Here is a 12,735-nt window from a genome sequence, read left to right on the forward strand (position 1 = left end):
ACAAGTAAGGTAGGGTTATGATTTCAGGCATTTTAGCATCCCCGGGTATCGCTTTCGGCAAAGCATTGCTGCTGAAAGAAGACGAGATCGTCATCGACCGGAAAAAAATTTCTGCCGACAAGGTTGATCAGGAAGTTGAACGTTTTCTGAGCGGTCGTGCCAAGGCATCTGCGCAACTGGAAGCAATCAAAACTAAAGCTGGCGAAACTTTCGGTGAAGAAAAAGAAGCTATCTTCGAAGGGCACATCATGCTGCTCGAAGATGAGGAGCTGGAGCAGGAAATCATAGCCCTGATTAAAGATAAAGGCATGACGGCCGACGCGGCTGCGCATGAAGTTATCGAAGGTCAGGCATCTGCCCTGGAAGAGCTGGACGATGAATACCTGAAAGAGCGTGCGGCTGACGTACGTGACATCGGTAAGCGCCTGCTGCGCAACATCCTGGGTCTGGCCATCATCGATCTGAGCGCGATTCAGGACGAAGTGATCCTGGTTGCCGCTGATCTGACCCCGTCTGAAACCGCACAGCTGAACCTTAACAAGGTGCTGGGTTTCATCACCGACGCCGGTGGCCGTACCTCCCACACCTCAATCATGGCGCGTTCTCTGGAACTGCCTGCCATCGTGGGTACCGGTAACGTCACCACTCAGGTGAAAAACGACGACTATCTGATTCTGGATGCCGTAAACAACGTGGTTTACGTCAACCCAACTAACGATGTGATCGAGCAACTGCGTACCGTTCAGGAGCAGGTTGCCACCGAGAAAGCGGAACTCGCTAAACTGAAAGACCTGCCAGCCATCACGCTGGACGGCCATCAGGTAGAAGTGTGCGCTAACATCGGTACCGTACGCGACGTCGATGGCGCTGAGCGCAACGGCGCGGAAGGTGTGGGTCTGTATCGTACTGAATTCCTGTTCATGGACCGTGACGCCCTGCCAACTGAAGAAGAGCAGTTTGCGGCGTACAAAGCGGTGGCTGAAGCCTGTGGCTCTCAGGCCGTTATCGTCCGTACCATGGACATCGGTGGCGACAAAGAGCTGCCGTACATGAACTTCCCGAAAGAAGAGAACCCATTCCTGGGCTGGCGTGCAGTGCGTATCGCCATGGATCGTAAAGAGATCCTGCGTGACCAGGTGCGTGCGATTCTGCGTGCCTCTGCTTTCGGTAAGCTGCGCATTATGTTCCCGATGATCATCTCTGTTGAAGAAGTGCGTGCACTGAAGAAAGAGATCGAGATTTACAAACAGGAACTGCGTGACGAAGGTAAAGCATTTGACGAGTCAATTGAGATCGGCGTAATGGTGGAAACACCAGCAGCCGCGACCATTGCGCGTCATTTAGCCAAAGAAGTTGATTTCTTTAGTATCGGCACCAATGATTTAACGCAGTACACCCTGGCAGTTGACCGTGGTAATGATATGATTTCACATCTCTACCAGCCAATGTCACCGTCCGTACTGAACTTGATCAAGCAAGTTATTGATGCTTCTCATGCAGAAGGTAAATGGACTGGCATGTGTGGTGAGCTTGCAGGCGACGAACGTGCTACACTTCTGTTGCTGGGTATGGGTCTGGACGAATTCTCTATGAGCGCCATTTCCATCCCGCGCATTAAGAAGATTATCCGTAACACGAACTTCGAAGATGCGAAGGTGTTAGCAGAGCAGGCTCTTGCTCAACCGACAACGGACGAGTTAATGACGCTGGTTAACAAGTTCATTGAAGAAAAAACAATCTGCTAATCCACGAGATGCGGCCCAAATTACTGCTTAGGAGAAGATCATGGGTTTGTTCGATAAACTGAAATCTCTGGTTTCTGATGATAAGAAAGACTCCGGAACTATTGAGATTGTTGCTCCGCTCTCCGGCGAGATCGTCAACATCGAAGACGTGCCGGATGTAGTGTTTGCTGAGAAAATCGTTGGTGATGGCATTGCTATCAAACCAACTGGCAACAAAATGGTTGCTCCAGTTGACGGCACCATCGGTAAAATTTTTGAAACCAACCATGCGTTCTCTATCGAATCTGATAGCGGTATCGAACTGTTCGTTCACTTCGGTATCGACACCGTTGAACTGAAAGGCGAAGGCTTCAAACGTATCGCAGAAGAAGGCCAGCGTGTTAAAGTTGGCGACCCGGTGATTGAATTCGATCTGCCACTGCTGGAAGAAAAAGCCAAGTCTACCCTGACGCCGGTTGTTATCTCCAACATGGACGAAATCAAAGAGCTGATCAAACTGTCTGGCAGCGTCACCGTGGGTGAAACCCCGGTTATCCGCATCAAGAAGTAATTCTTGCCGCACAGAAAAATGGCGCCTTCGGGCGCCATTTTTGTTTATGCGGGGAGGATAAGCTCGTCGTAACCTTTCGACTGCGTATAGATCATGACGTCAGTCACCCGATCGCCTGCCATGCGTATGGCGTCAGCAACGGTTTTCCCCCCCACGATACCGCTGACCAGTTCTGAACAGAACAGATCGCCCGTTCCTTTCAGATCCGTCTCGACGCGCGGGTGCGCGCTTACGGTAACGCCCTCTTTACTCACCAGCACGACGTGAATATTCTGCGGGTCGTCGGCCACTGGCGCACTGGTTATCGCCACCCATTTCAGCGTATCGGAAAGCAGCCCCTGCGCGGCGGCGATGGCGCTCTCTGGCGTGCGGCACGGTTTACCGCTTAACACTTCCAGTTCGAATACGTTGGGCGTAATGCCCTGCGCCAGCGGCAGCAGATGCTCACGATACGCCTCAGGAATATCAGGTTTAACGTACATACCGCTGTCGATATCCCCGATCACCGGGTCAACCAGCACCAGCAGCTCCGGGTGCTGCACTTTGATCGCCTTCAGCCACTGCGCCAGCAGAACGATCTGGCTGGCGCTGCCCATGTAGCCAGTGGTGACCGCCTTAAGCTCGCGCAGGATCTCGCGCTCTTCCAGCGCCTTCAGGTAGCCGCTGTACCACTCATCGGGGATCACCCCGCCGTAAAAGGTGTCATAGTGCGGCGTGTTGCTGAACAGCACCGTCGGCACGGCGGTCACGTTAAGCCGGTGGGTTCGAATATTGGGTACCGCAATGCTGTTCCCCACGCTGCCGTACACCACCTGCGACTGCACCGCGACAATATCGGTTTGCTGCGCCCGGGTTTTATCCCGGAATAAAATCATCTCCATGACGCTTAAATCCCCGCCCCCTGCGAATAACTCTCTTCGCCAAAGACGCCGGTAGACAGATAACGATCGCCGCGATCGCAGATAATCGCCACCACCACTGCACCAGGATTATCCTGCGCCACACGCATCGCACCTGCTACCGCGCCACCCGAGCTAACCCCGCAGAAGATGCCTTCGCGTACCGCCAGCTCGCGCATGGTATTTTCCGCCTCGCGCTGATGAATATCCAGCACCTGATCCACCAGCTGAGCATTAAAAATGCCCGGCATGTATTCCGCAGGCCAGCGACGAATACCCGGAATGCTGCTCCCCTCTTCCGGCTGCAGGCCGACAATGGCGACCGGTTTTTCCTGCTCGCGCAGAAAACGCGACACGCCGGTGATGGTGCCGGTGGTGCCCATGCTGGAGACAAAATGGGTGATACGCCCGTCGGTTTGTTGCCAGATTTCCGGGCCAGTGGTCGTGTAGTGGGCGTAGGGATTATCCGGATTATTGAACTGATCCAGCAGTTTGCCTTCACCGCGCTCAGCCATCGCCAGCGCCAGGTCGCGCGCCCCTTCCATTCCCTGCTCTTTGGTCACCAGTATCAGTTCAGCACCGTAAGCGCGCATCGCGGCGCGGCGCTCCTGACTCATGTTGTCCGGCATCAGCAGCTTCATGCGGTAGCCTTTCAGCGCGGCAATCATCGCCAGCGCAATGCCGGTATTCCCGCTTGTGGCCTCAATGAGCACGTCGCCTGGCTTAATTTCACCGCGCTTCTCAGCCTGGACAATCATCGACAGCGCCGCGCGGTCTTTGACCGACCCCGCCGGGTTATTGCCTTCGAGTTTGACCCAGATTTCGCTGCCGTTGTCAGGCCCCATGCGCTGAAGCTTGACCAGTGGAGTGTTGCCGATGGTGTGTTCGAGTGTATTCACGATTTTTACTCAATAAAAAAGCCGGGTGGCGCTTCGCTTACCCGGCCTACAAGACGCAGTTTTAGCTGTAGGCCCGGTCAGCGCAGCGCCACCGGGCGATAAACATCCTAATAACCTATCAGGCTGACTCCGCCAGAGCAATATCCTCGCGCGTCTCGATGCGCTGGTTACCGTGATAAATACGGGCATGCTGCAGCCCCACAAACAGGCGTTCACCCCGGTGTGGCGCCTCTTCATCGCGCATTACCACCGTCAGCGGCTCGGTATACCAGCCCAGCGGTTGTACCACCATTTGTGTGTAGTGACCTTTAGGGCTAGCTTCCAGTACCTGCACCGGCAGCGGTGAATCCAGGCTGGTACGACGGCTGACATCCACTTCCCACGGGCGCAGGAACAGGTCCACTGGCCCCTGATGGGCAGGCGTGTATCCCAGCGGCCAGCGGTGTGCGCCAACGTGGAATTGTCCGCCGCGTACGGTGCCCTGCAGACGGTTAACTTCGCCCATAAATTCCAGGACAAAACGGGTGGCAGGTTCACGCCAGAGCTGCTCTGGCTCGTCCACCTGTTCGATGTTCCCCTGGCTCATGACCACCACGCGGTCCGCGACTTCCATCGCCTCTTCCTGGTCGTGGGTGACGAAGACGCTGGTGAATTTCAGCTCTTCATGCAGCTGACGCAGCCAGCGGCGCAGCTCTTTACGCACCTGCGCATCCAGTGCGCCAAACGGCTCATCAAGCAGCAGTATTTGTGGCTCCACGGCCAGCGCGCGCGCCAGTGCGACACGCTGTTTCTGGCCGCCCGAAAGCTGCGCCGGGAAACGGTCAGCCAGGTGGGCCAGCTGCACCATTTCCAGCAGTTTGGTCACTTTCGCTTTGATGGTAGCCGCATCCGGGCGTTCGCGACGCGGCAGCACGGTCAGGCCAAACGCAATGTTGTCGAACACCGTCATGTGGCGAAACAGCGCGTAATGCTGGAACACGAAGCCGACTTTACGATCGCGGGCATGCAGGCGGCTCACGTCGGTGCCGTGAAAACGGATATGTCCGCTGGTCTGATGTTCAAGACCGGCGATGATACGCAGCAGCGTGGTTTTACCCGAGCCAGACGGCCCCAGCAGCGCCACCATTTGTCCGGAAGGGATATCCAGCGAGATATCATTCAGCACCTGGGTGCGACCAAAAGACTTCTTAATATTGGCAATCTCAATGCTCATGATTTCCCTCCTGATGCTGACGTTTTTCCTGATTTTCTAAACGCCACTGCACCACACTCTTCAAAAACAGGGTCAAAATAGCCATCAGCGTCAGCAACGCTGCGGCGGTAAAGGAGCCGATGGTGTTATAGTCCTGCTGCAGCAGTTCAATCTGTAACGGCAGCGACAGGGTTTCACCTCGAATGGAACCGGATACAACCGACACCGCCCCAAACTCGCCAATTGCGCGGGCGTTGGTCAGCACCACCCCATAGAGCAGTGCCCAGCGAATATTCGGCAGCGTGACGCGGCGGAACATCTGCCAGCCTGACGCGCCCAGCAGCACAGCCGCTTCGTCTTCGTTGCTCCCCTGGCTTAACATCACCGGTACCAGTTCGCGTACCACAAACGGACAGGTTACAAAGATAGTCACCAGCACCATACCCGGCCAGGCAAACATCACCTGCAGGTTGTGCTCATCCAGCCAGCCACCCAGCGGGCCGTTAGAGCCGTAAAAGAGCAGATAGACCAGACCCGCCACCACCGGTGAGACGGCGAACGGGATATCCAGCAGCGTCAGCAGCATCTGACGCCCCGGGAAGGTAAAGCGCGTCACCAGCCAGGCCAGCAGCGTACCGAATACCAGGTTGACCGGCACGGTGATCAGCGCAATCAGCACCGTCAGCCAAATGGCGTGCAGCATATCCGGGTCCGCCAGGTTTTCCAGCGCGGGCATAATCCCTTTGCTGAACGCCTGCACGAAAATATAGATTGTCGGTACCACGAGGATGAGAGCAGAAACCAGCACGCCCGTACCAATCAAAAACCATTTACCCCAGTTGATGCGGGGCGCATCGTATCGCTTCAATTGAGTAACTTCCGCCATCAGTGACCTACCACACGTCGACCAAAGCGACTTTGCAGAGTGTTGATTGTGTAGAGCAGCAGCAACGATGCGGCAAGAATGACCGAGGCAATGGCGCTCGCTGCCGGGTAATCAAACTCCTGCAAACGGATAAAAATCATCAGCGACGTCACTTCCGTTTTCCACGCAATATTACCGGCGATAAAAATGACCGCACCGAACTCGCCGAGGCTACGGGTAAACGACAGCGCCACTCCCGCCATCAGCGCCGGGGAAAGCTCAGGCAGGACAACTTTACGGAAGCTCTGCCAGCGCGTAGCCCCCAGCGTTTCTGCCGCTTCTTCATATTCCGGGCCTAACTCTTCCAGCACCGGCTGTACGGTACGTACCACGAACGGAATGCTGGTAAAGGCCATCGCCACCGCGATACCGAGCCAGGTATAGGTCACTTTGATGTCAAATTTCGCCAGCCACTCGCCGTACAGACCGTTTACAGAGAAAAGTGACGCCAGCGTCAAACCGGCAACGGCCGTCGGCAGTGCAAACGGTAAATCCATTAACGCGTCGAGCAGCGTGCGGCCCGGAAAACGATAGCGGGTTAAAATCCACGCCATCAGCAGGCCAAACACGCCGTTAAAAAGCGAGGCCACAAACGCCGACAGCAGCGTCACTTTATAGGCCGCAACGACCTGTGGGTTGGTGACCACTTCCCAGTACTGGGACCAGCTCATCTGCGCAAGCTGCATCACCAGCGCGCTGAGCGGCAACAACAAAATCAGGCAGACGAACAGCAGGCTGGTTCCGAGGCTTAAGGTAAACCCCGGCAGCACGCGTTTAGTCGAGAGGGCAAACATTACTTACGCCCCGCCGCCAGCAATTTGTCTAATTCACCGCCGCTGGCAAAATGCGTTTTCATCACCTCAGGCCAGGAGCCGAAATGATCCTCCACGCGGAACAGCGCGGTCTGGGGGAATTTATCTTTCAGTTTGTTCATCACGTCAGGGTTGTTCACGCGATAGTAGTAATCAGTAATGATGGTCTGCGCCTGTGGGCTGTACAGGTAGTTGAGATAGGCTTTTGCCGCTTTCTCAGTGCCGTTTGCCTGCACGTTTTTATCCACCCACGCCACCGGGAACTCGGCCAGGATGTTGGTTTTCGGGATAACGACTTCAAAGCCCTGCGCTTCATACTGTTTGCGGATGTTGTTCACTTCCGATTCAAAGCTAATCAGCACATCGCCCAGACCGCGTTCTGCGAAAGTCGTGGTTGCTCCGCGACCGCCGGTATCAAACACTTCGACGTTTTTCAGGAACTGGGTCATGAACTGCTCGGTTTTGGCTTTATCGTTACCGTCAGCCTTGTCCGCCGCGCCCCACGCCGCTAAATAGGTATAACGCGCGTTACCGGAAGTTTTAGGGTTCGGGAAAATCAGCTTTACGTCAGAACGAACCAGATCGCTCCAGTCGTGGATATTCTTCGGATTGCCTTTACGCACCAGGAAGCCCATGGTGGAGTAGAACGGCGAACTGTTGTTTGGTAGACGGCTCTGCCAGTCGGCCGGGATGAGCTTGCCTTTGTCATGCAGGATCTGCACATCGGTCACCTGGTTATAGGTCACCACGTCCGCTTTAAGCCCCTGGAGGATCGCCAGCGCCTGTTTGGACGAACCGGCGTGAGACTGTTTAATGGTCAGCTTGTCGCCGTTATTGTCTTTCGCCCACTGCTGCTCAAACGGCGGGTTAAGGGCGGCAAACAGCTCGCGGGAGACGTCATATGAACTGTTCAGCAGCTCAGTCGCCTGCGCCTGTGCCACCAGCAGTAAACCTGCCAGTGCCAGGGATCCTTTTTTCAGTACAGTAACGGCCATTGCGCACCCTTATAAATGTGATGACTATCTTATTGTCATAATATTTATAACGAGGTCGAAAGGAGTAACGGTTTTATATACCGTTTGGTGATTTACAAGCAGAAAAGGGAATAAGGGTGTGGCCTGTTGTCCTCACCCCAACCCTCTCCCAAAGGGAGAGGGAGGAAGGGAATTACAGCGCCAGCAGACGCTCAATGGATGGTGCGAAGTAGTAGCCGCCGGTGACCGGTTTGGTGAAGCGCAGCATGGCGTCACGCTTGCCGTCGGTATCGCCGAACATGCTCAGCAGCTGTTGCTCAATATTGTACAGACGCGCGCAGTAGGCGCAGAAATAAAGGCCATGGGTTCCGCTTGCGGTGCCATACGGCAGGCTCTGGCGAACAATCTTCAGCCCTTTACCGTCTTCCTTGAGGTCAACGCGGCTCAGGTGAGAGGTCACCGGGCGTACATCGCCGTCGATCTCTTCGTTGGCCTCTTTGGTACGGCCAATCATCATCTCCTGGTCCTGAACACTCATGCGGTTAAGCTGCTTAAGGTTATGCTCCCAGCGCTGAACAAATACGTAGCTGCCGCCGGCATCCACGCCATCCTTGATGACCGCCACTTCACGGCGCGTCTCTTCACCTGCCGGGTTTTCCGTCCCGTCGACAAAGCCGCTCAGGTCGCGCTCTTCCACCCAGCGGAAACCGTGGACTTCTTCCTGAACGTCAATGCTGTCACCAAACGCCGCTACCGCCGCCTGAGCAACGGAGAAGTTCACGTCGTGGCGCAGAGAGAGAATATGGATCAACACGTCGTACTGGGTTGCCGGTGCCAGACCTTTGCCGTAAGGGATAAAGTCTTTGAGCTCTTCCGCCCCTTCACCGCCGCTCAGCTGACGCCAGACGTTATTGCCAAAGGCCACCACAGCGCCCAGATGGGCATCCGGGAATTTGGCCTGGAAGGTGGCCAGTTTATCCACAAAAACTTTGCTGGCCGCACGCAGGGCATCCACATCCCCTTTCACATTGGCTTCAATCCAAATCGCCGCGCGGCAATGTTCTGGCAAAATGCCACTCTGAACCTGAGACATCGCTCCTCCTGAAATAAAGATGCCACGACAACGTGGCATTGATGGCGGGTATTATACCCGGATTTCAGCGAGACGGATTGTTCAGGCGCAAATTACTGCTGCCAGATAATTTTGCTCACTTTCCAGTTTTTCAGCGTATCGTCAGACGGCATTAAGCCTTCAGGGCCGCTCCAGGTTCCGGTAAAGAGGTAGCTGATGTGCTGGCTGTCCGGTGCTTTACATTGCACCGCCACGCCATCGTCTGAAGGCGCGCTGGCGCAATTGCCGAAAGCCTGTTTATAGAGATCGCTAAACGGCGTACCAACCTTCACGCCGCTCGCCGTCGGGATGGCATCGTCCAGCACGGCAATACGGTTTACCGTGCCTTTATCGCCGTTAATCACCAGCGCCAGTTTGTCTCCTTTCAGCGCTTCGAAGTAACGCACGATAGTGCCGTTTTCAGTTTTCATGCCGCTGCGCAGACGATAGTCGCTGCTCAGGGCCGCCTGAAGCGCGTCCTGATCCAGCGCCGTCGCGGCGGTAATGTTGCCCACGCCCTGCTCGGTCACTTCCAGCGAAGAGCCAAACCAGTTCCACGGATAAGCGGCCGACCAGTTAATGGAGGAGAGCGTTGAACAGCCGGTTAACGCCAGCGGGAGAGCGCATAAAAGTAAACGCAGCGATTTCATTGAAACGTCCTTACGTGTTAAATCAACGCTTGTTGGAGTGCAGCATCGGCAAAAAGTGCCGCGTTAATCTGACTCATGCGTAAAACAGGCGCGTAAGCGGGGGTTAGTCAGCAGCCACAGCAGAGCCACGATATCGGCAACCACCAGCGCAATGCCGATGCCCGTAAGCGGTTCACCGTACCACCAGAGCACAGGCTGCCAGCAGAGCAGCGCAATCTGGGCCAGGATCAGCAGCCAGCGAAGCGCACGCCAAAGCCGTGGGATCGCCTGTCGTCGGCCGCTGCACAAAAACGTCACCACCGCCGGTACGCCCGGTAACAGGCCGAGCCAAAAGGCGTCGTGATCGGGATAAAAGAGCGTCAGTAATGTATCGCCCTGCCCGCGGGACGCGGCGGCCATGACAAACAGCACCCAGGTGCGGGCCTGCAGCAGCAGTACGCACCAGAATAAGAAAGGCAGCCTGACACGCCCCTGCGCGTCGTAATCTGCCGGGTGGATCTCAATACTCTTCATCTTCGATCAGACGCTTACCTAAGCTCAGCACGTCAGCGTGTTCATAGCCCAGACGTTCATACATGCCCAGCACCACGTCGTTATCTTCGCGCACCATGATCTGAATTTTTGGACAACCGCGAGCGATCAGTTTTTTCTCAAGACGATTGAGCAGCGCATTGGCAATGCCGCGCCCCCGGTATTCCGGGTGAACGCCCAGATAATAAGCAGAGCCGCGATGGCCGTCGTAACCGCCCATCACCGTGCCCACCACTTCGCCGTTCACTTCCGCCACCAGAAACAGACTGACGTCGTGATTCAGCTTACGCTCAATGTCCATCTCTGGATCGTTCCACGGACGCAGCAAATCGCAGCGCTCCCAAAGGGTGATCACCTCTTCGAAATCTTCCTGGCGAAAAACGCGTATCTCCATGGTATTAACCGCCTTTTCGGGTTTAAAAACAGTGATTATGGCGCGAACAGGGCATTTAGCCAATAACCGGGGAAAATCTCGCCAAAATTTGGCATAATGTCACTTTGTCACGTATTGAAATGAAAAGTAAAACAATTCTCAATAAGGACTGTCGTAACGCTAAACGCGATACGATATAACACCAGGACCGCAATTTTTACTATTCAGGCCGCATGAGCACATTCAAACCATTAAAAGCACTCACATCGCGTCGTCAGGTTCTCAAAGCGGGGCTGGCGGCCTTAACGTTAACGGGCATCGCACAGCAGGCTCAGGCAAAAGAAGAGAGCACGCTTAAAACCAGTAACGGACACAGCAAACCCAAAGCCAAAAAACCAGGCGCGAAGCGTCTGGTCATGCTCGACCCGGGTCACGGCGGCATTGATACCGGCGCCATTGGCAAAAACGGGTCAAAAGAAAAACACGTCGTGCTGGCAATTGCAAAAAATGTGCGATCGATTTTACGCAGCAACGGCATTGACGCCCGCCTGACGCGCACGGGCGACACCTTTATTCCGCTGTATGACCGCGTGGAAATTGCCCATAAGCATGGTGCCGATCTCTTTATGTCCATTCACGCGGATGGCTTTACAAACCCTTCCGCTGCGGGCGCGTCGGTATTTGCCCTCTCCAATCGCGGCGCCAGTAGCGCCATGGCGAAATATCTCTCCGACCGTGAAAACCGTGCGGATGAAGTCGCTGGGAAGAAGGCCACCGATAAAGATCACCTGTTACAGCAGGTGCTGTTCGACCTCGTGCAGACCGATACCATCAAAAACAGTCTGACGCTGGGCTCGCATATCCTCAAACGGATTAAGCCGGTGCACCGTCTGCACAGCAAGAGCACGGAGCAGGCCGCGTTCGTGGTGCTGAAATCACCGTCGATTCCGTCCGTGTTGGTGGAGACCTCTTTCATTACTAACCCGGAAGAAGAGCGTCTGCTTGGTACCGCGGCGTTTCGTCAGAAGATCGCCAATGCCATCGCCTCCGGCATCATCAGTTACTTTAACTGGTTCGATAATCAAAAAGCGCACTCCAGGAAACGTTAATGAAACCGAATGCAAAGCGGGTAAAAACCTTCCTGCTGCAGTTGCAGGATGAGATTTGCCAGAAACTGGCCGCTGCAGACGGCGGTAATTTTCAGGAAGATAACTGGCAGCGCGAGGCCGGCGGCGGCGGGCGTAGCCGTGTGTTGCGAAACGGCGGTATCTTTGAACAGGCGGGCGTCAATTTTTCCCACGTTTACGGGGAAGCCATGCCCGCTTCTGCAACGGCGCATCGTCCTGAACTGGCAGGCCGCAGCTTCCAGGCGATGGGCGTTTCGCTGGTGGTACACCCGCACAACCCGTTTGTGCCAACCAGCCACGCCAACGTGCGTTTTTTCATTGCGGAAAAACCGGGGGCCGATCCGGTCTGGTGGTTCGGGGGCGGTTTCGACATGACCCCCTACTACGGCTTTGAAGAGGATGCCGTGCACTGGCATACGACCGCACGCGATCTCTGCCTGCCGTTTGGCGAAGACGTTTACCCGAAATACAAAAAGTGGTGCGACGACTACTTTTACCTCAAACACCGCGACGAACAGCGCGGCATTGGCGGGCTGTTCTTTGACGATCTGAACACGCCTGATTTTGATACCGCGTTCAGCTTTATGCGTGCGGTGGGCGAAGGCTATACCGACGCTTATCTGCCCATTGTTGAACGGCGTAAAAACACCGACTACGGCGTGCGCGAACGCGAGTTCCAGCTTTACCGTCGCGGGCGCTACGTGGAGTTTAACCTGGTGTGGGATCGCGGGACGCTGTTTGGCCTGCAAACCGGCGGGCGCACGGAGTCGATTCTGATGTCAATGCCGCCGCTGGTGCGCTGGGAGTACTGCTACGAGCCAAAAGAAGGCAGCCCGGAGGCTGCCCTGAGTGAGTTTATTAAGGTTCGGGACTGGGTTTAACTGCCGGATGGCGCTGCGCTTATCCGTCCTGGTCAACCCGTAGGTCGGGTAAGCGAACGCGCCACC

14 protein-coding genes are annotated in these 12,735 nt (G+C 55.5%); 4 read left to right on the forward strand and 10 right to left on the reverse strand.

Going from position 1 to position 12,735, the window contains the following annotated elements:
• Nucleotides 1-17 precede the first annotated feature (17 nt).
• A complete protein-coding gene (gene ptsI / locus EQV24_RS07235; protein WP_013098199.1) occupies nt 18-1,745 on the forward strand; it encodes a phosphoenolpyruvate-protein phosphotransferase PtsI in 1,728 nt (575 codons plus the stop codon).
• A 40-nt stretch (nt 1,746-1,785) separates the two neighbouring features.
• Nucleotides 1,786-2,295, forward strand: coding sequence for a PTS glucose transporter subunit IIA (gene crr / locus EQV24_RS07240; protein WP_003861316.1), 510 nt, complete (start codon nt 1,786-1,788; stop codon nt 2,293-2,295).
• A 44-nt stretch (nt 2,296-2,339) separates the two neighbouring features.
• Here the strand turns inward: crr and pdxK are convergent, their stop codons facing one another.
• The 10 genes from pdxK to EQV24_RS07290 all read right to left on the reverse strand — a co-directional run bounded on the left by pdxK (nt 2,340) and on the right by EQV24_RS07290 (nt 10,682).
• Nucleotides 2,340-3,176 carry a pyridoxine/pyridoxal/pyridoxamine kinase gene (gene pdxK, locus EQV24_RS07245; RefSeq protein ID WP_130626370.1) on the reverse strand — a complete coding sequence of 279 codons (837 nt, stop codon included), beginning with the start codon at nt 3,174-3,176 and terminating at the stop codon, nt 2,340-2,342.
• A gap of 5 nt (nt 3,177-3,181) precedes the next feature.
• On the reverse strand, nt 3,182-4,093 hold the full coding sequence (gene cysM / locus EQV24_RS07250) for a cysteine synthase CysM (RefSeq protein ID WP_038984271.1): 912 nt from the start codon (nt 4,091-4,093) through the stop codon (nt 3,182-3,184).
• A gap of 118 nt (nt 4,094-4,211) precedes the next feature.
• A complete protein-coding gene (gene cysA / locus EQV24_RS07255) occupies nt 4,212-5,306 on the reverse strand; it encodes a sulfate/thiosulfate ABC transporter ATP-binding protein CysA (RefSeq protein ID WP_013098202.1) in 1,095 nt (364 codons plus the stop codon).
• A complete protein-coding gene (cysW, locus tag EQV24_RS07260) occupies nt 5,296-6,171 on the reverse strand; it encodes a sulfate/thiosulfate ABC transporter permease CysW (RefSeq protein ID WP_013098203.1) in 876 nt (291 codons plus the stop codon). The genes cysA and cysW overlap by 11 nt, the downstream gene beginning before the upstream one ends.
• Nucleotides 6,171-7,004: a sulfate/thiosulfate ABC transporter permease CysT gene (cysT, locus tag EQV24_RS07265; RefSeq protein ID WP_013098204.1), complete on the reverse strand. Its 834-nt coding sequence runs from the start codon at nt 7,002-7,004 to the stop codon at nt 6,171-6,173. The genes cysW and cysT overlap by 1 nt, the downstream gene beginning before the upstream one ends.
• Nucleotides 7,004-8,017, reverse strand: a complete 1,014-nt coding sequence (gene cysP / locus EQV24_RS07270; protein WP_013098205.1) for a thiosulfate/sulfate ABC transporter substrate-binding protein CysP — start codon at nt 8,015-8,017, stop codon at nt 7,004-7,006. Before cysP ends, cysT begins: the two co-directional genes overlap by 1 nt.
• 172 nt (nt 8,018-8,189) lie before the next feature.
• On the reverse strand, nt 8,190-9,089 hold the full coding sequence (locus EQV24_RS07275; protein ID WP_013098206.1) for a Dyp-type peroxidase: 900 nt from the start codon (nt 9,087-9,089) through the stop codon (nt 8,190-8,192).
• Nucleotides 9,090-9,181: 92 nt separating this feature from the next.
• Nucleotides 9,182-9,757, reverse strand: a complete 576-nt coding sequence (locus EQV24_RS07280; protein ID WP_013098207.1) for an RpoE-regulated lipoprotein — start codon at nt 9,755-9,757, stop codon at nt 9,182-9,184.
• Nucleotides 9,758-9,820: 63 nt separating this feature from the next.
• The gene (locus EQV24_RS07285) at nt 9,821-10,270 is read right to left on the reverse strand and encodes a DUF2919 domain-containing protein (RefSeq protein ID WP_014832841.1); all 450 of its coding nucleotides are present in this window, start codon (nt 10,268-10,270) and stop codon (nt 9,821-9,823) included.
• Nucleotides 10,257-10,682 (reverse strand): GNAT family acetyltransferase, encoded by a 426-nt coding sequence (locus EQV24_RS07290; protein ID WP_014832842.1) that lies wholly within the window; start codon nt 10,680-10,682, stop codon nt 10,257-10,259. Before EQV24_RS07290 ends, EQV24_RS07285 begins: the two co-directional genes overlap by 14 nt.
• A 212-nt stretch (nt 10,683-10,894) precedes the next feature.
• Here EQV24_RS07290 and amiA point away from each other — a divergent pair, with 212 nt between their 5' ends.
• Together amiA and hemF are read left to right on the forward strand one after the other, a co-directional pair.
• Entirely contained in the window at nt 10,895-11,770 is an 876-nt protein-coding gene (gene amiA, locus EQV24_RS07295; protein ID WP_013098210.1) for an N-acetylmuramoyl-L-alanine amidase AmiA, read from the forward strand.
• On the forward strand, nt 11,770-12,669 hold the full coding sequence (gene hemF / locus EQV24_RS07300) for an oxygen-dependent coproporphyrinogen oxidase (RefSeq protein WP_038420320.1): 900 nt from the start codon (nt 11,770-11,772) through the stop codon (nt 12,667-12,669). Before amiA ends, hemF begins: the two co-directional genes overlap by 1 nt.
• Nucleotides 12,670-12,735: the final 66 nt, after the last annotated feature.

The organism is Enterobacter sp. A8, assembly GCF_004296595.1.
GTDB classification, from domain to species: Bacteria; Pseudomonadota; Gammaproteobacteria; order Enterobacterales; family Enterobacteriaceae; genus Enterobacter; species Enterobacter cloacae.

Bases quoted from the DNA above. Each gene is read 5' to 3' on its own strand.
- cysT (WP_013098204.1), bottom strand. From the start codon at position 7,004: ATGTTTGCCCTCTCGACTAAACGCGTGCTGCCGGGGTTTACCTTAAGC.
- EQV24_RS07285 (WP_014832841.1), bottom strand. From the start codon at position 10,270: ATGAAGAGTATTGAGATCCACCCGGCAGATTACGACGCGCAGGGGCGT.
- EQV24_RS07275 (WP_013098206.1), bottom strand. From the start codon at position 9,089: ATGTCTCAGGTTCAGAGTGGCATTTTGCCAGAACATTGCCGCGCGGCG.
- ptsI (WP_013098199.1), top strand. From the start codon at position 18: ATGATTTCAGGCATTTTAGCATCCCCGGGTATCGCTTTCGGCAAAGCA.
- cysA (WP_013098202.1), bottom strand. From the start codon at position 5,306: ATGAGCATTGAGATTGCCAATATTAAGAAGTCTTTTGGTCGCACCCAG.
- cysW (WP_013098203.1), bottom strand. From the start codon at position 6,171: ATGGCGGAAGTTACTCAATTGAAGCGATACGATGCGCCCCGCATCAAC.
- EQV24_RS07290 (WP_014832842.1), bottom strand. From the start codon at position 10,682: ATGGAGATACGCGTTTTTCGCCAGGAAGATTTCGAAGAGGTGATCACC.
- pdxK (WP_130626370.1), bottom strand. From the start codon at position 3,176: ATGGAGATGATTTTATTCCGGGATAAAACCCGGGCGCAGCAAACCGAT.
- cysP (WP_013098205.1), bottom strand. From the start codon at position 8,017: ATGGCCGTTACTGTACTGAAAAAAGGATCCCTGGCACTGGCAGGTTTA.
- EQV24_RS07280 (WP_013098207.1), bottom strand. From the start codon at position 9,757: ATGAAATCGCTGCGTTTACTTTTATGCGCTCTCCCGCTGGCGTTAACC.
- amiA (WP_013098210.1), top strand. From the start codon at position 10,895: ATGAGCACATTCAAACCATTAAAAGCACTCACATCGCGTCGTCAGGTT.
- hemF (WP_038420320.1), top strand. From the start codon at position 11,770: ATGAAACCGAATGCAAAGCGGGTAAAAACCTTCCTGCTGCAGTTGCAG.
- crr (WP_003861316.1), top strand. From the start codon at position 1,786: ATGGGTTTGTTCGATAAACTGAAATCTCTGGTTTCTGATGATAAGAAA.